At 73.4% G+C, this 16,624-nt stretch carries 12 protein-coding genes; 4 read left to right on the top strand and 8 right to left on the bottom strand.

Features of this window, described 5'->3' with window-relative positions; translation table 11 throughout:
- Positions 1 to 53: 53 nt before the first annotated feature.
- The 6 genes from ACYVK7_RS22935 to ftsY form a co-directional block, all read right to left on the bottom strand.
- Complete coding sequence (locus tag ACYVK7_RS22935; RefSeq protein ID WP_460890040.1) at positions 54 to 1,175, bottom strand: amidohydrolase family protein; 1,122 nt, start codon at positions 1,173 to 1,175, stop codon at positions 54 to 56.
- 115 nt (positions 1,176 to 1,290) lie between these two features.
- The gene (ffh, locus tag ACYVK7_RS22930) at positions 1,291 to 2,928 is read right to left on the bottom strand and encodes a signal recognition particle protein (protein ID WP_460890039.1); all 1,638 of its coding nucleotides are present in this window, start codon (positions 2,926 to 2,928) and stop codon (positions 1,291 to 1,293) included.
- A 9-nt stretch (positions 2,929 to 2,937) separates the two neighbouring features.
- Positions 2,938 to 4,758, bottom strand: a complete 1,821-nt coding sequence (locus ACYVK7_RS22925) for a [protein-PII] uridylyltransferase family protein (protein ID WP_460890038.1) — start codon at positions 4,756 to 4,758, stop codon at positions 2,938 to 2,940.
- A gap of 21 nt (positions 4,759 to 4,779) precedes the next feature.
- Entirely contained in the window at positions 4,780 to 5,118 is a 339-nt protein-coding gene (locus tag ACYVK7_RS22920) for a P-II family nitrogen regulator (protein ID WP_460890037.1), read from the bottom strand.
- Positions 5,119 to 5,161: 43 nt separating this feature from the next.
- A complete protein-coding gene (locus ACYVK7_RS22915; protein WP_460890036.1) occupies positions 5,162 to 6,424 on the bottom strand; it encodes an ammonium transporter in 1,263 nt (420 codons plus the stop codon).
- Between the two features lie 171 nt (positions 6,425 to 6,595).
- Positions 6,596 to 7,786 (bottom strand): signal recognition particle-docking protein FtsY, encoded by a 1,191-nt coding sequence (ftsY, locus tag ACYVK7_RS22910; protein WP_460890035.1) that lies wholly within the window; start codon positions 7,784 to 7,786, stop codon positions 6,596 to 6,598.
- Between the two features lie 188 nt (positions 7,787 to 7,974).
- On the opposite strand from ftsY, the gene ACYVK7_RS22905 reads away from it, so the two are divergent.
- The 4 genes from ACYVK7_RS22905 to ACYVK7_RS22890 are packed head-to-tail and all read left to right on the top strand — an operon-like array spanning position 7,975 to position 11,916.
- The gene (locus tag ACYVK7_RS22905; RefSeq protein WP_460890034.1) at positions 7,975 to 9,024 is read left to right on the top strand and encodes an ABC transporter substrate-binding protein; all 1,050 of its coding nucleotides are present in this window, start codon (positions 7,975 to 7,977) and stop codon (positions 9,022 to 9,024) included.
- Positions 9,021 to 10,040, top strand: coding sequence for a FecCD family ABC transporter permease (locus tag ACYVK7_RS22900; protein WP_460890033.1), 1,020 nt, complete (start codon positions 9,021 to 9,023; stop codon positions 10,038 to 10,040). Before ACYVK7_RS22905 ends, ACYVK7_RS22900 begins: the two co-directional genes overlap by 4 nt.
- Positions 10,037 to 11,107 (top strand): FecCD family ABC transporter permease, encoded by a 1,071-nt coding sequence (locus tag ACYVK7_RS22895; RefSeq protein WP_460890032.1) that lies wholly within the window; start codon positions 10,037 to 10,039, stop codon positions 11,105 to 11,107. Before ACYVK7_RS22900 ends, ACYVK7_RS22895 begins: the two co-directional genes overlap by 4 nt.
- Positions 11,107 to 11,916, top strand: coding sequence for an ABC transporter ATP-binding protein (locus tag ACYVK7_RS22890; protein WP_460890031.1), 810 nt, complete (start codon positions 11,107 to 11,109; stop codon positions 11,914 to 11,916). Before ACYVK7_RS22895 ends, ACYVK7_RS22890 begins: the two co-directional genes overlap by 1 nt.
- Before the next feature lie 34 nt (positions 11,917 to 11,950).
- Here ACYVK7_RS22890 and ACYVK7_RS22885 read toward each other — a convergent pair whose 3' ends face one another.
- Together ACYVK7_RS22885 and smc are read right to left on the bottom strand one after the other, a co-directional pair.
- Positions 11,951 to 12,481, bottom strand: coding sequence for a hypothetical protein (locus tag ACYVK7_RS22885; protein ID WP_460890030.1), 531 nt, complete (start codon positions 12,479 to 12,481; stop codon positions 11,951 to 11,953).
- Positions 12,482 to 12,630: 149 nt separating this feature from the next.
- Complete coding sequence (gene smc, locus ACYVK7_RS22880; protein WP_460890029.1) at positions 12,631 to 16,461, bottom strand: chromosome segregation protein SMC; 3,831 nt, start codon at positions 16,459 to 16,461, stop codon at positions 12,631 to 12,633.
- Positions 16,462 to 16,624: the final 163 nt, after the last annotated feature.

Genomic DNA, 16,624 nt, shown 5'->3' with positions numbered 1-16,624 from the left:
GTGCCAGACGGCGGGGGTGCCCACCAACCGCGTGTGCGTCACACGCCGGCCCGTCAGCGATCGGTCGGGTAGACCGTGCCGCGCAGCACGACCGCCGTGGGGCGGCGCAGCACCTCGATGTCCTCGCGCGGGTCCGCCGGGTACACCACGAGATCGGCGCTCGACCCCTCGACCACGGACCCGAAGCCCAGGTAGTCGCGGGCGCGCCAGGACGCCATCGCCACCACCTCGGCCGCCGGGAGGCCCGCGGCGACCAGCTCGGCGCACTCGTCGGCGATCCGGCCGTGCGAGATGGTGCCGCCGGCGTCCGTGCCGACGAGGAGTCGCACGCCCGCGGCGTGCAGGTCCCGCACCTGCTGATATCGGTTCGCGTACATGGCGCGCATCCGTTCCGCGTACACGGGGTACTTGCCGTCGGCCTGCGCCGCGATGCTCTCGAACTGTCCGACCTGCAGCAGGGTCGGCGTGACGGCGATCCCGCGCTCCGCCGCCACCGCCATGTGCTCGGCGGTCATGCCGGTGCCGTGCTCGATGCAGTCCACACCCGCGGCCAGGAGCCCGTCGATGGTCTCGGTGGCGAAGGCGTGCACCGTGACCCGCGCCGCCTCGGCGTGCGCCACGGCGACCGCCTCGGCGAGCACGTCGTCCGGCCACAGCGGGCGCAGGTCCCCGTCGGCCCCCAGCGTGCGGTCGATCCAGTCGCCCACGAGCTTGACCCAGCCGTCGCCACGGCGCGCCTGGGTACGCACCGCGTCGGGGAGCAGCTCAGGGGACTCGAGCTCGAGGCCGTAGTTGCGCAGGTACCGCTTGGGCCGCGCCAGGTGCGTGCCCGAGCGCAGGAGGTGCGGCAGGTCGCTGCGGTCGTGCACCCACGCCGTGTCGAGCGGCGAGCCCGCGTCGCGGATCAGCAGCACCCCGGCGTCGCGGTCGGCGACCGCCTGCTTCTCGGCCTCCTCCACGGGCACCGCGCCGTCGGCGGCGAGCCCGATGTGGCAGTGCACGTCCACCAGGCCGGGCACCGCCCAGCCCTCCAGCACCTGCATGTTGGTGCCCTGCGCCGACGGGCGGGTCAGGCTGACCCTGCCGCCGCGGACCCAGATCTCCTCGGCCTCGCGGTCGTCACCCAGCAGGATGCGTCCGCGGATCGCCGCGGTAGGACCTTCCAGCGCAGACATCCGGCTCCTTCGTTCTCCCCGATTCACCCTGTGGACACGCCCTGCCCCCCGCACGACCAGCGGCCTACCGCACCCGCTGTGACCCACCACCACCCGCCGGAACCACCGGCGGACCTCACCGACCCAAGAACTTCTCCAGGCCCGGCGGCAGCTCGATGTTGCTCAGGTCGGGTGCCTCGTCCTTCTTGGCGCCGAGGCCGAAGGACGAGCCGGCCGGCGCCGACGGCGTGCCGGCGGGCCCACCGCCGAGCGCGCGCTGCATGGCTTCCTTCTCCTGCTGGGCGCGCTTCGCGGGGTTTCCGGACTTGCCCTTCTTGCCCTTCTTGGGAGGCGCCGTCTTGCCACGGGACTTCTTGCCCATGCCCATACCGGGGCCTCCGGGCATCGCCGGCATCCCACCGGGGCCCATGCCGCCGCCCTTTGACATCTGCCGCATCATCTTCTGGGCGTTGTCGAACCGCTCGAGGAGCTGGTTGATGGCGGTCGTCGTGGTACCGGAACCCTTGGCGATCCGGGCGCGGCGCGAGCCGTTGATGATCTTCGGGTTCTCCCGCTCGGCGGGCGTCATCGAGTGGATGATCGCCTCGATGCGACCCACCTCGCGCTCGTCGAACTGGTCGAGCTGGTCGCGCATCTGGGCCATGCCCGGCAGCATGCCGAGCATCTTCTTCATCGAGCCCATGTTCTTCAGCTGCTGCATCTGCACCAGGAAGTCCGCGAGCGTGAAGTCCTGGCCGCTGGCGACCTTGGCCGCCATCTTCTCGGCCTCGCCGGCGTCGAACGCCTTCTCGGCCTGCTCGATCAGGGTGAGCACGTCACCCATGTCGAGGATGCGGCTCGCCATGCGGTCGGGGTGGAAGACCTCGAAGTCGGTGAGCTTCTCGCCGGTGGAGGCGAACATGATGGGCCGGCCCGTCACCTTGGCGACCGACAGGGCGGCACCACCGCGGGCGTCACCGTCGAGCTTCGAGAGCACCACGCCGGTGAAGTCCACACCGTCGGCGAACGCCTTGGCGGTGTTCACCGCGTCCTGACCGATCATCGCGTCGATGACGAACAGGACCTCGTCCGGGTTCACCGCGGCGCGGATGTCCGAGGCCTGCTGCATCAGCACCTCGTCGATGCCGAGGCGGCCGGCGGTGTCCACGATCACGACGTCGTGCTGCCGCTCCTTCGCGTACGCGACGCCGTCGCGCGCGACGCCGACCGGGTCGCCGATCAGCGGCGCGTCGGCGGCGGGGTCGTCGGCCTCGCTCGTGTTGCCGGGGTGCGGCGCGAAGACCGGCACGCCGGCGCGCTCGGCCACCACGGTCAGCTGGGTCACGGCGTTCGGACGCTGGAGGTCGGCCGCGACCAGAACGGGCGTGTGCCCCTGCCCCTTCAGGGCGTGCGCGAGCTTTCCGGCCAGCGTGGTCTTGCCGGCACCCTGCAGACCCGCGAGCATGATCACCGTGGGCGGCGTCTTGGCCAGCGTGAGCGGGCGCGTGGCCCCGCCGAGGATGTCGACGAGCTCCTCGTTGACGATCTTGACGACCTGCTGGGCCGGGTTCAGCGCACCGGAGACCTCCGACGACAGCGCGCGCTCGCGCACCGCGGCGGTGAACTCGCGCACCACGGGCACCGCGACGTCGGCGTCGAGGAGGGCGCGGCGGATCTCCCGCACGGTCGCGTCGATGTCCGCCTCGGAGAGACGGCCCCGCGTGCGCAGGTTCTTGAACGTCGAGGTAAGCCGGTCGGACAGGGAATTGAACACGGACACAGCCTAATCGAGTCCGCTCCCGTCTCGTTCATCGGCGAGCTTCGCGAGCGCGCGCTCGGTGAGCCCGTTCACGAGCTGCGCGCGCCAGTCCGTCCACGACTTGGGCCCGAGGGACGTGGTGTCCGCCTCCGTCAGCGCCCGCAGCACCCGCAGCAGGTCGCTCCGGTGGTCCACCGCCGCCAGCAGCTCCGCGACCGTGGCCGGGTCGTCGGGGTCGGCCCGTACGGCCAGGTCCGCCAGTGTGAGGTGGTGTCGCACGAGGCGCGTGACGTCGTCGACCACCGGGCGCGGGAATCCCGCACGCCCCAGGATGCGCGGTACCCGGAGTGCTCCCTCCACCGAGTGGTCCGGCGCGTCGCGGACCTTGCCGATGTCGTGCAGCAGCGCCGACAGCAGCAGGAGGTCGCCGGCGGCCGCACGCCCCGCCGTCGGGCCAGGCAGCCCTCGGCGCAGCCGGGCGGCCTCCGCCGCCGTCTCCACCAGGTGCCGGTCCACGGTGTGCCGGTGGATCGCTGCACGCTGCGGCCGGTTGCGTATGTCTCCCCACTCCGGCATCCAGGTGGTGACCACTCCCGCGAGGTCGAGCACCTCCCACACCGGCACCTGCGCCTGCCCCGCCGCGAGCAGCGACAGCAGGCTCTTGCGGGCGGGCGGCGGCCACGGCTCGGGCAGGGGCGGACACTGCTCAAGGCTCCCGATGGTCACGGGCGACAGGACGAGCCCGGTCCTGGCCGCCGTCGCGGCGGCCCGCAGCGGCAGCAGCGGGTCCGACGCCGGACGCGTGCCCACGGCGAGCACCAGCTCGCCGTCGTGCTCGACCAACCCCTCGCCCACCACCCGCAGCCGGGGCGGCGTGCGGCGGCCGCGCACCATCAGCGGCTTGCCGACGCCCACCGGTCGCGTCAGGGCCTGCCGAGCCCGCCGGATCGTCAGGTCGAGCGCGTACGAGATGGTCCTGCCCGACTCCGCGAGGCCGGCCAGGAGGTCGTCGCCGTCGTCGTAGCCGGTGTGCTCCGCGACCTCCTCGAGGTCGGCCAGCAGCAGGCGGCTGGTGCGCCGCCTGGTCACCACCTGCAGGGCGTCGCGGACGTCGAGCAGGTGGGTGGCCGCCGCGTCCACCGCACCGTGCGGGCGGTCCGTGAGCCACGTCGCGGCAAGCGCGGACAGCAGGACCGCGTCCCTGATGCCACCGCGCGCCTCCTTGAGGTCCGGCTCGATGAGGTAGGCGAGCTCGCCCGCCCGCCGCGCGCGCTCCCTGGTGGAGGTGAGGAGCTCGGGCAGCCGGCGGCGGGCCGCGGCGCGCCAGTCCTTCAGCACCACCGAGGCCGCCCGGTGCACCACGGCGGCGTCGCCCGCCACGGCGCGCACGCTGAGCCAGCCGATCACCGCGGGCAGGTCGCTGGCCGCCACCTGGCGGCACTGGCTCAGGGACCGCACCGCGTGGTCGAGATCCACGCCGGAGTCCCACAGCGGGTACCAGAGGCGCTCCGCCACACGCTGCAGGTCCTCGGCACTGTGCGACCGGCCGTCGTGCACCAGCACGAGGTCCAGGTCGCTCAGCGGACCGAGCTCGTCCCGCCCCAGGCTCCCCACGGCCGCCAGGGCGATACCCGTGGGGACCACGTCCCTCGTCGCCTCGGCGAACAGCACACCGAGGCGGTCCGTGACCCGTTGGCCCACGGCGGACCGCCGGGCCTGGCCGGAGCGCCCCGGCCCGGTGAGGTCTGCCGCGATGGTGAGGAGCTGCTCGCGCAGGCCCCGGACCCCGTCGGCGGGGTCCGGAGCCTGCGCCCTGGCGTCCTCCGACACCGGGTCATGTGCCATACGTCGTCGACGGCTCCCCGGTCAGAGGGCGGCGTCGCCGTGCTCGCCGGTGCGCACGCGGGCCACGTCGTCGACCGACACGACCCAGACCTTGCCGTCACCGATCTTGCCGGTCTGGGCCGCGTTCACCATGGCGTCGGTGACCGCGGTGACGTCGGCGTCGGCCACCAGGACCTCCACCCGGACCTTCGGCACGAGGTCCACGGTGTACTCGGCACCGCGGTAGACCTCCGTGTGCCCCTTCTGCCGGCCGTAGCCGCTGGCCTCGCTCACCGTCATCCCCCGGACACCGGCACTCTCCAACGCCGTCTTGACGTCGTCGAGCCGGTGGGGCTGGACGATCCCCGTGACGAGCTTCATGCGCGTACCTCCCTAGCGGTCGGGCGCTGAACCGTGATCACGGTCAGCGCACCTCGGTGATGGTGGAACCCGAGTTCTCGTACGCCGTCTCGCCGTGGACGGCGAGGTCGATGCCGCTGACCTCCGCCTCCTCGGAGACGCGCCAGCCGAGCGGCTTGATCGCGAGCGCGAGGACCAGTGTGACGACGGCGGAGAAGAGGACGGCGATCACGGCGATGATCACCTGGACGGCGAGCTGGTTCGCGCCGCCGCCGTAGAACAGGCCGGTCTCCGTACCGAAGAAGCCGATGGCGACGGTGCCCCAGAGGCCCGCGACGAGGTGCACGCCCACGACGTCGAGCGAGTCGTCGAACCCGAACCGGTACTTGAGGCTGACCGCGAAGGCGCACAGGGCACCGGCGATCGCGCCGACGACGACGGAGCCGACCGGGCTGAGCGCGCCGGCGGCGGGCGTGATGGCCACGAGGCCCGCGACCACGCCGGACGCGGCACCGAGGGAGGTCGCGGAGCCGTCACGCAGCTTCTCGACGACCAGCCAGCCGAGGATGGCGGCACAGGTCGCCGCGGTGGTGTTGACCCAGGCGAGGCCCGCGGCCCCGTCGGCGGTGAAGGCCGAGCCCCCGTTGAACCCGAACCAGCCGAACCACAGGAGCGCGGCGCCCAGCATGACGAGCGGCAGGTTGTGGGGGCGCATGGGCTCCGACCCGAAGCCCTTCCGCTTGCCGATCACGAGGGCGAGGACGAGGGCCGCGGCGCCCGCGTTGATGTGGACGACGGTGCCGCCCGCGAAGTCGATGGGCGTGGCGATGCTCGCGAACGGGCCGTCCGGCGAGAGCAGGCCGCCGCCCCAGACCATGTGCGCCATGGGGAAGTACGCGAGCGTGACCCAGAGCCCGACGAACACGAGCCACGAGCCGAACCGCACGCGGTCCGCGATCGCCCCGGAGATCAGCGCGACGGTGATGATGGCGAACGTCGCCTGGAACCCGACCCCGACGATGCCCGGCACGCCGAAGTCGTCGATGACGAACTCGCCGGCGTCGTCGTAGATCGCGCCGGCCAGACCGAACTGGTCGAACGGGTTACCGAAGATGCCCGCGACGTCGGCCCCGTACGACATCGACCAGCCCCACAGCACGTAGACGACACCGGTCACGGCGATGGCCCCGAACGACATCATCATCATGTTCAGCACGGACTTGCCCCGGACCATCCCGCCGTAGAACAGGGCGAGGCCGGGAGTCATGAGGAGCACGAGTGACGCTGACATCAGCATCCACGCTGTGGCTCCGGTGTCCAGTTCCATATGACGATCCTCTCTTGGCCAGCTCGGAGTGCTGGGTTCGCAACACAGTCGCGAAGGACCGTTTCACCGGACACACCCTGGAGTTACGGGCGCGTGAAGCAGGCCGGAGGAGGGTAAACGTCTCGTTTCACACCCGGGGTGGCGAAGAAGGGAGGCGAGACCTGCTGGGACTCACCCGAGAATGCCGTCCACGAACTCGTCGACGTCGAACGGCGCCAGGTCGTCCGGCCCCTCGCCCAGGCCGATGAGCTTGACCGGCACGCCGAGCTCGCGCTGCACCTGCACGACGATCCCGCCCTTGGCGGTCCCGTCCAGCTTGGTCAGCACGATGCCCGTGACGCCGGCGACCTCCGCGAAGACCCGGGCCTGCGAGAGCCCGTTCTGGCCCGTGGTCGCGTCGAGGACGAGCAGCACCTCGCTCGGCGCGGCGACCTTGCTGGAGACCCGCACGATCTTGCCGAGCTCGTCCATGAGCCCTGCCTTGTTCTGCAGACGGCCCGCGGTGTCCACCAGCACGACGTCGATCTTCTCGTCGCGCCCGCGGGCGACCGCCTCGAAGGCCACCGACGCGGGGTCGGCGCCCTCGCGGTCCGAGCGCACGGTCGGCACCCCCACGCGGTTGCCCCACGTGGTGAGCTGGTCGGCGGCGGCCGCCCGGAACGTGTCCGCGGCGCCGAGCACGACGCTGCGACCGTCCGCCACCAGCACGCGGGCGAGCTTGCCGACCGTCGTCGTCTTGCCCGTGCCGTTCACGCCCACGACGAGCGTCACGGCGGGCAGGTGCGTTCCGTCGTCCGCCGTGGTCGGCTCGGTCCGCAGCGTGCGGTCGAGCGCCGGGTCCAGGAGGGCGACGAGCTCGGAGCGCAGCAGATCGCGCACGGCGGCGGGCTCCCGCACGCCCAGCACGCGGACCTTGGTGCGCAGCGACTCCAGGAGCTCGGTCGTCGGCCCCGCGCCGACGTCCGCCAGGAGCAGCTCCTCCTCGATCTCGTCCCAGTCGTCCTCGGTGAGCGCGTCGCGGGACAGGACGGACAACAGGCGGGCGCCGAGCGGCGAGCCCGAGCGCGCGAGGCGGTCGCGGAGCCGCACCAGGCGGCCGGCCGTGGGCGCCGGCGTCTCGACCGTGGGGCGGACCGGCGGGGCCTCGGTCGGCTCGGCGGCGGCCTCCGGCTCGGCCGTCGTGGCGGGCACGGCCGGCGCTTCCGGCTCCGCCGTCCGCTCGCGCTCGACGGTCGCGGTGCCGCCGGCCTGGTCCTGGTCGCGCCTCCGGCGCCGGACGGCGACGAGGCCTGCGATGCCGCCACCGCCCGCGAGGACGACGACGACGGCGGAGATGATCTCGATCCAGGGAAGCTCGTTCACGCCCCAGATTCTTTCATCCCGCGGAGGGCCGCGCGGCAGCGCCGCCGCGACGTCCGGGAGCCGGGCATGCTTAGGCTTGCCTAATTCCCGAGTGTAAGGTGACGTCGCCGCGCGCGACTCAGCCCGGAGCCCGCGCTGGCTCGGAACCACGGCCGAACGCGGCCGTCACCAGAGACAGAGGAACCACCATGCCCCGCGCAGTTACCGCGACCGTCGCCGTCCTGGTCCTCGGCGCCGCCCTGCTCACCGGCTGCGGCCCGGCGGACGACTCCGGCACCGGCGACAACAAGTCCAACGTCGCCACCGGGCAGGAGGGATTCGAGGACGTACGCGAGCTGGCCGCCCGGCTCGGCACCGACGCCGCGCCCGGCGAGTTTCCCCGCACCGTGCGCAACCTCGTGGCCAACGAGGAGGTCGGCGACACGGAGATCCCCGCCAAGCCGGAGCGCGTCATCGTGCTCGACACGGGCGAGCTCGACAACATGGCCGCCCTGGGCATCGAGCCGGTCGGCATCGCCCACCCGGCCGACGTCGGCATGGCGCCCGACTATCTCGACGTCGGCGACGCCGTCGACCTGGGCCCGTACGACGCCCTGGACCTCGAGCAGATCAAGAACCTCGAGCCGGACCTGATCCTCGGCACCTCGCTGCGGATCGACGACGACGACCTCAAGCGGCAGCTGCAGGACATCGCGCCGACCGTGCTCGCGCCTCGCCCCGGCGTGCTGTGGAAGGAGAACTTCCTGCTCAACGCCGCCGCCGTGGGCGAGGAGGTGCGCGCTCAGGAGCTGCTGGACGCCTACGAGGAGCGCGCGGCCGAGGTCGGCGCCGCCGTCACCGAGGCGAACGGCGGGCAGGCCCCGACGATCACGATGCTGCGCTTCATGGCGGGCCAGATCCGGCTGTACGCGAACGACTCGTTCATCGGCATCGTCCTCGACGACGCCGGGCTGCCCCGGCCGGAGACCGAGGACATCGCCGACCTCGCCGTGGAGATCTCGGCCGAGGAGATCACGCTCGCCGAGGGTGACTGGCTGCTGTGGGGCACCTACGGCGAGCCCGACTCCACCGAGCAGGCCGCGGTGGTCGACGGACCCTTGTGGGACCAGGTGCCCGCGGTGGCGGACGGTGGCGTCGTGCAGGAGGTGCCGGACGAGACCTGGTACCTGGGCCTGGGTGTGGCGGGGGCCGAGCTGGTCCTCGACGACCTGGAAGCCATCGCCGCCGACCAGCGGTGAGCGCACCCCGGACCGTCGCTGCGAGCGGGACCGCGGTCACCGCGGTCCTGCTCGCAGCGCTCGTCCTGCTGGCCGCCGCCACGCTCGCCAGCGTGACCGTGGGCACGCGCGTGCTGTCGCCGGCCGAGACGTTCGCGGGGCTGCTGGGGCACGACGGCATCGCCGCGACGGTGATCTGGGAGCTGCGGCTGCCGCGCACCCTGCTGGGCCTGCTCGTCGGGTGCGCGCTGGGCGTGGCCGGGGTGCTCGCGCAGGCGGTGACCCGCAACCCCCTGGCCGACCCCGGCCTGCTCGGCATCTCCGCGGGCGGCGCGGTGGCCGTGGTGGCGGGCAGCGTCTTCCTGGGCCTCGGCGCGGGGGTCCCCCGCGTGCTGCTCGCACTGGCCGGGGCGGCGCTGGCGACCGCGGCGGTATACCTGTTCGCGAGCCGCTCGCCCGAAGGACTCACGCCCGTGAACATGACGCTCGCCGGCATGGCCATGACCGCCTTCCTCGGGGCCGCGGTCTCGGCGACCGTGCTGCTCAGCGCCTCCACCATGGACCAGTACCGGTTCTGGGTGGTCGGCGCGCTGAGCCTGCCGGAGCCTGCGGTACTGCTGCCCGCGATCCCGCCGGCGGTCGTGGGCGCGATCCTGGCGATCGTCGTGTCCGGCTCGCTCAACGCCCTGGCCCTGGGCGACGACACGGCGGCGGCGCTCGGTGTCGCCGTCGTGCGCAGCCGGCTGCTCGCCGGTGCGGCCGTGGTGCTGCTGTCGGGCACCGCGGTCGCGCTGGCCGGGCCCATCGCGTTCGTCGGTCTGGTCATCCCGCACGTCGCCCGGGCGCTGGTGGGTACCGACGTGCGGCGCGTGCTCGCCCTCTCGGCGGTGCTCGGTCCGCTCCTGCTGGTGACCGCCGACGTCGTGGGCCGCCTGGTCGCCCGTCCCGCCGAGGTTCAGGTAGGTGTCGTGACGGCGCTGCTCGGCACCCCGTTCTTCATCTGGCTGACCCGCCGCGCGAAGGAGCGTGCCCGGTGACCGCCGTCCGGGTGGGTACCGGCCGGTCCCCGCGCGCCCCGCGCTCCCTGCTCCCCCGGCCCCGCCCCCGGCGCCGGGTCGTCGCCGCCGTGCTCGGGACCTGGCTCTTCCTGGCCGTCGTGTCCGCGGTGGCCCTGAGCCTCGGCGACGAACCGACGTCGCCCGAGGCGCTGTGGGCGGCGCTCCAGGGCCGCGGGCCGGAGAACACCGTGTACGCGGTGCTCGAGGTCCGGCTGCCCCGCGTGGTCCTGGCCATGATCGTGGGCGCCGCCTTCGGCGTGTCCGGCGGGCTCAGTCAGAGCGTGCTGCGCAACCCGCTGGCCAGTCCCGACGTCCTCGGCATCAGCGCGGGCGCCTCGGTGGCGGTCGTAGCAGTCATCGCCGTCGGTTCCCTGGGCGGGCCCGTCGGCGTCGTCCCGATCCCGGCGGCCGCCCTGGCGGGCGGCCTCGCCGCGGCCGCGCTGATCGCCCTGCTCGCCCGGGACGGGGCCCTCCGGGGACGCCGCATCCTCCTGGTCGGCATCGCACTGTCGGCCGCGCTCACCGCGCTGACCCAGTTCCTGCTCACCCGCATCGACGTCTACGACGCGCAGCGCTCGGCGGCCTGGCTCACCGGGAGCCTGAACGCGCGCGGCTGGGGCGAGACGATGCCGGTGGCCGTCGGGGTGGCTCTTCTGGTGCCCGCCGCCCTCGTGCTGGCCCACACGGGCCGCGCCCTCCTCTTCGAGGACGACGTCGTGTCCGGCTGGGGCGTGCGGCCCGGTCGCGCCAGGGCCGCCCTGCTCGTGATCGCGGTCTGCCTGGCGGCGCTCGCCACGTCGGCCGCCGGTCCCGTCGCGTTCGTCGCCCTGGTCTCGGGACAGGTTGCGCGCCGGCTCGCCGCCGTCCCTGACATCCCACCGCTGCTGGCGGGCGCCGCCGGCGCCTCGCTCGTGCTCGTGGCGGACACCGTCGCCCGCACGGCCCTGCCGTTCCAGCTCCCCGTGGGCGTGCTGACGGGCCTGTTCGGCGCGCCCTACCTGTTGTACCTGCTGCAGCGTCGCCGTCCGACGAGAGGGACCCCCTGATGAACGTCGCCATCACGTCCGACGCCCGCCTCCGCGCCGACGCCGTGACCCTGGGCTACGGCGAACGGACGATCGTCCGCACGCTGTCGCTCGCCGTGCCCGACAGGCGGGTCACCGTCATCGTGGGGCCCAACGCGTGCGGCAAGTCGACCCTGCTGCGCGGTCTCGCCCGCCTCATGCCGCCGACGAGCGGGACGGTGCTCCTCGACGGCGGGGCGATCTCCGAGCTGCCCACCCGCGAGGTGGCACGCGTCATGGGCATGCTTCCCCAGTCGCCCGTAGCGCCCGAGGGGATCACCGTGCGGGACCTCGTGTCCCGCGGGCGGCACCCGCACCAGAGCTGGTGGCACCAGTGGGGCAGGTCGGACACGGACGCGGTGACGGACGCGCTGCGTGCCACCGGCACGGAGGAGATCGCCGACCGGGACGTGGACGAGCTGTCCGGCGGGCAGCGCCAGCGAGCCTGGATCGCGATGGCCGTCGCGCAGCGCACGGATCTGCTCCTGCTCGACGAGCCGACGACGTACCTGGACATGGCGCACCAGCTCGACGTCCTGGAGCTGGTCGCCACGCTCAACCGGGACCACGGCCGGACCGTCGTCATGGTGCTCCACGACCTCAACCTCGCGTGCCGGTACGCGGACCACATCGTCGCCATGCGCGACGGCGAGATCGTCGCGCAGGGCGCGCCCGCCGAGGTCGTCACCACCGAGCTGCTGCGCGAGGTCTTCTCCGTCGAGGCGTCGATCCTCACGGATCCGATCGGCGGAACCCCCGTGATCGTCTCGCACCGCACCGTACAGAGCTGAAGCGGGGCCGGGCCTGGCGGACCCGGCGGGGACGCTAGCTCGCGGCCTGGGCCGGGCCGTCGTCCACCGCGGGCTCCGGCGCGACGCTCTGCACGTTCTGCACCGGCCGCACGGCCCTGAGCTGCCCCGGCACGAGGTTGGTCGGCTTGAGCGGCACCGTCCCGAGCGGCACGTGCAGGGTCTTCTGCGCCTGGTCGCGTGCCCGGTTCAGCACGTCGGTCAGCTCCTCGGCGTCGACGTAACCGGGCTTGGACTCGATGGTCGCCGCGAAGAACTCGGACATGCCCATGTCCACGGGCGAGTCGTCCGGCTTGACCACGGGTGGCTTGCCGACCCACACGGAGGGGGCACCGACCGCGTGGGTCGCGACGGCGGACGCGCCGAGGCGGCGGCCGTCCCTGCGCCGCTTGGCGTCACCACGAAGATGTGCGATGCCGGACGAGAACCACTGGAGGAACGAGACCTGCTCAGTCCTGTTCGCGGGCGCGTCCATCTGGCTGGCGACGACGAAGACCCCGACCGCCAGGACCAGGCACACCACGAGCAGAATGACCGACCACCACATGGCCCTATTGTGTCGTGTCTTGTCCGGTCCTGCCGTGCAGACGGCCGCGACACGCCGCGCAACACGCGCGCGGAACGCAGGAGAAATGCCTCACACCTGAAAATTTCCCTGTGCGGGGCACGAAAATTCACCCCCGGTGCACCTCCTGCTCAGGCGGTGACCGCCTCCCGGTCACCCATCCGCTGGCTGATCAGGGTCGTGACGCCGTCGCCACGCATGGTCACGCCGTAGAGGGCGTCCGCGACCTCCATCGTGCGCTTCTGGTGCGTGATCACGATGAGCTGGCTGTCCTTCTGCAGCTCCTTGAAGATCTCGATGAGGCGCCCCAGGTTGACGTCGTCGAGCGCCGCCTCGACCTCGTCCATGATGTAGAACGGGCTGGGCCGTGCCTTGAAGATCGCCACGAGGAACGCGACCGCGGCCAGCGAGCGCTCACCGCCCGAGAGCAGCGACAGCCGCTTGACCTTCTTGCCCGCCGGCCGTGCCTCGACCTCGATACCCGTGGTGAGCAGGTTCTCCGGGTCCGTCAACGTCAGCCTGCCCTCGCCCCCGGGGAAGAGCCGGGGGAAGATCTCGAGGAACTTGGCCGCCGTGTCCTGGAAGGCCTCGGCGAACACCTGCTGCACACGCTCGTCGATGTCGTCGACGATCTGCAGCAGGTCCTCACGGGACTTCTTCAGGTCGGCGAGCTGGTCCACCAGGAACTGGTGCCGCTCCTCCAGGGCCGCGAACTCCTCCAGCGCCAGGGGGTTCACCGCACCGATCCGGGACAGCGCCCGCTCGGCCTTCGCCAGCCGGGCCTCCTGCTCCTCGCGGACGTACGGGACAGTCCGGTCAGGCTTCGGCTCGCTCGGGGCCGGCTCCTCGACCGCTGCGGTCTCACCCTCGGCCGGGCCCTCCTCCGGCTCGGCCCCGGCAGCCGCGACGACCACCGCGGTGGCCGCGGGGTCGTCCGGCCGCAGGCCCGCCTCGTGCAGGGCGCGCGTGCGCGCGATGAGCGCGTCCTCGCGCGCCGCCGCGCCACGGGGCAGCGCGGGATCGCCCTCGTACCGGATCGGGTTGCCCTCGTCGTCACGTTCCACCACGGCGCGACGCTTACGGCCGCGGACCGCCGCGTCACCCTCGTAGACGGGGACCGCCTGGTGCGGACCGAACTCCTCCATGAGCACGTCCGGGTCCATGCCCAGCTCCTCGGACGCCCGGCTCTGGAGCTGTTCGAGGCGCAGCACCTGCTGCGCGCGGGCGACCTCGTCCCGGTGGGCCACGTCGGTGAGCTCGCGCAGCTCGCCCGTCAGCGACTCGACGCTCCCCCGCACCGCGACCAGCTGCTCGGAGCCCGCCGCCCGCGCCTCCTCGGCGGCCGCCTTGTCGGCCACCGCCCGGTCGAGCGACCGACCGATCGCCTCGAGCGCGACCGCCACCGCCTGCTGCACCAGCGTCGCGCGCGACGCGTCACGCCGCCGCAGCTCCTCACGCTCGGCCGCGCGGGCGCGGGCCGCACGCTCCTGCTCCGCCGCCGCGGCCAGCGACTGCGCCCGGCCCGACACCGCACGAGCCCGCTCCTCGGCGGTCCGCAGGGCGAGCCGCGCCTCGGTCTCCCGGGCCCGGGCCGCGGTGGCCGCGGCGGCGGCCGTGTCCCGCTCCGCCTGCACCGCGTCGATCGAGCCCTCGCCGTCGGAGGGCTCCTCCTCGGCGATCGTCATGCGCTCGACGAGCGCCTCCAGCTCGATCTCGTCCTCCTCGCGGCGGGACCGGGCCTGCTCCAGCGCGGCCCGGTGCCGGTCGGCCTCCGCCTGGGCGGCACGCGCGGCCGCACCGAGCGAACCGAGCTGCTCCGCGGCGGCGGCGCGGGCGGCGTCCGCCTCGCCCAGCCGGGCGAGCGTCTCGTCGTACCGTTCCTGGGCCGTCGTACGCTCGGCACGCGCACGCTCCAGGTGCGCCGAACCGTCGGTCTCCCGGGCGGCGGCCTCGTCGCGGGCGGCCTTGGCCTCGTCGAGCGCCGACTGCAGGTGCAGCACGCTGGGCGCGGCCGCCGACCCACCCCAGGCCCGTGTGGTGCCGAGCAGGTCGCCGGCCCTGGTCACCGCGACCACCGGCTGGTCACGGACGAGCGCGCGGGCTCGCGCGAGGTCGTCCACGACCACCACGTCACGCAGGATCGTCAGCAGCGCGGCCGACGCGGGACCAGCCACCTGGACCACGTCGGTGGCCCACCGCGCCCCGGCCGGCAGCGCGACCGCCGGCCGGTCGGCGTCGTGCGCGGCTCTCCGGTCCGAGCCGACGACGAGGCTGGCGCGGCCGGCGTCCTCGTCCCGCAGTAGCCGTAGCGCGTCCACCGCCTCGTCGACGCCCGCCACGGCGACGGCGTCCGCCACCGGGCCGAGCGCCGCCGCCACCGCGTCCTCGAAACCCGCCTCGATGCCGAGCAGCGCCGCCACCGAGCCCAGAACCCCGGCCTGGTCGGCGGCCAGGAGGGTGCCGGCGCCGTCCTTGCGGTCCAGGCTCAGCTCCAGTGCCTCGACCTTGGCGGCGGCGGCGCTGCGGTCCCGCTGCGCGGTCGTCACCTGCTCCTGGAGGTGCCGCACCTCGGCCTTCGCCAGCTCGAGCACCTCCGACGCTGCCTCGTGCGCGACGTCGAGCCCCTCCTCGCCGTCCTCGCCACCACCGACCTCCGACTCGAGCGCCCCGAGCTCGCGCGAGGTGTTCGCCACCCGCTCCTCCGCCTCGAGCAGGGCGTCGCGAAGCCGGTCCAGCTCGGACTGCGCGGCCTCGACCCGGCTGCGGCGCGCGGCCACCTGCCCGGCCAGGCGGGCGAGGCCCTCGCGGCGGTCGGCGGCCGCACGCAGCAGACCCGCGTGCGTACGCTCGGCCTCCTGCGCCGCGGCCTCGGCCTCGGCCCGCGCGTCCACGGCAGTCTCCACCACCTCGTGGGCCATCTCGACCTCGGTGACCAGCTCCTCCTCGCTCGCCCGGGCGCGGGCGGCCTGCGCCTCCAGGTCGTCCGGGTCCTGGCCCTGGTGGGCGGGTTCGGCGGTGCCGAGCAGTCGCGCACGCTCGCCGGCCAGGGACTGGAGGCTGCGCAGCCGCTCGCGCGTCTGCGACAGGGCGAAGACCGTGTCGCCCGCCTGGCTGACCTGCTGCGACTCGGCGGACATCGCCGCCTCCAGGCGGGCGAGCCTGCCGCGTGCCTCCGTCAGTGCCGCCTCGGTCTCGGCCTGGCGCTCCCGGAGGGAGCGTTCGTCGGCGCGCTCCTGCTCGAGCTGCGCGGTGAGCTGCGCGAGGTCGTCGGCGAGCAGACGGGACTTCGCGTCGCGCAGGTCGCGCTGCACCGTCTGGGCCTTGCGGGCCGCCTCGGCCTGCCGGCCGAGCGGGCCCAGCTGGCGGCGGAGCTCGGCGGTCAGGTCGCCCAGCCGGGCGAGGTTGCCCTGCATCGCGTCGAGCTTGCGGAGCGCCTTCTCCTTGCGCTTGCGGTGCTTGAGGACACCGGCGGCCTCCTCGATGAAGCCGCGGCGCTCCTCCGGCGTGGCGCGCAGCACGGCGTCGAGCTGCCCCTGCCCCACGACGACGTGCATCTCACGCCCGATGCCGGAGTCGCTCAGGAGCTCCTGGATGTCCAGCAGACGGCAGCTGTTGCCGTTGATCGCGTACTCGGAACCGCCGCTGCGGAACAGCGTGCGGGAGATCGTGACCTCTGTGTAGTCGATCGGCAGCGCGCCGTCGGTGTTGTCGATGGTCAGGGCCACCTCGGCGCGGCCGAGCGGCGCGCGGCCCGACGTGCCCGCGAAGATGACGTCGTCCATCTTGCCGCCGCGCAGCGACTTGGCTCCCTGCTCGCCCATGACCCAGGAGAGCGCGTCGACCACGTTGGACTTGCCGGAGCCGTTGGGGCCCACCACGCAGGTGATGCCCGGCTCCAGCTCAAGGGTGGTCGCCGACGCGAAGGACTTGAATCCCCGGAGCGTGAGCGTCTTGAGGTGCACGGGGTGAGCCTAACTGTGAACACGGGCCGAACGTCGGAGGTGCGCCCGGTATACGCCGAGGTAGTCACCTGGCGAGGTAGGGCGGATTCAATCGGTGGTCGCAACACCGGTTGTGTCGGCTGACAGTAGCTTGCTCATTGCTTCGTAGGGTGTGTGCCAGTCC

It is taken from the genome of Promicromonospora xylanilytica, assembly GCF_054782895.1.
Note: the sequence above shows the minus strand (reverse complement) of the source record. Positions and strands in the feature narration are given on the sequence as shown.

Bases quoted from the DNA above. Each gene is read 5' to 3' on its own strand.
- ACYVK7_RS22935 (WP_460890040.1), bottom strand. From the start codon at position 1,175: ATGTCTGCGCTGGAAGGTCCTACCGCGGCGATCCGCGGACGCATCCTG.
- ACYVK7_RS22925 (WP_460890038.1), bottom strand. From the start codon at position 4,758: ATGGCACATGACCCGGTGTCGGAGGACGCCAGGGCGCAGGCTCCGGAC.
- ACYVK7_RS22920 (WP_460890037.1), bottom strand. From the start codon at position 5,118: ATGAAGCTCGTCACGGGGATCGTCCAGCCCCACCGGCTCGACGACGTC.
- ACYVK7_RS22915 (WP_460890036.1), bottom strand. From the start codon at position 6,424: ATGGAACTGGACACCGGAGCCACAGCGTGGATGCTGATGTCAGCGTCA.
- ACYVK7_RS22905 (WP_460890034.1), top strand. From the start codon at position 7,975: ATGCCCCGCGCAGTTACCGCGACCGTCGCCGTCCTGGTCCTCGGCGCC.
- ACYVK7_RS22890 (WP_460890031.1), top strand. From the start codon at position 11,107: ATGAACGTCGCCATCACGTCCGACGCCCGCCTCCGCGCCGACGCCGTG.
- ACYVK7_RS22885 (WP_460890030.1), bottom strand. From the start codon at position 12,481: ATGTGGTGGTCGGTCATTCTGCTCGTGGTGTGCCTGGTCCTGGCGGTC.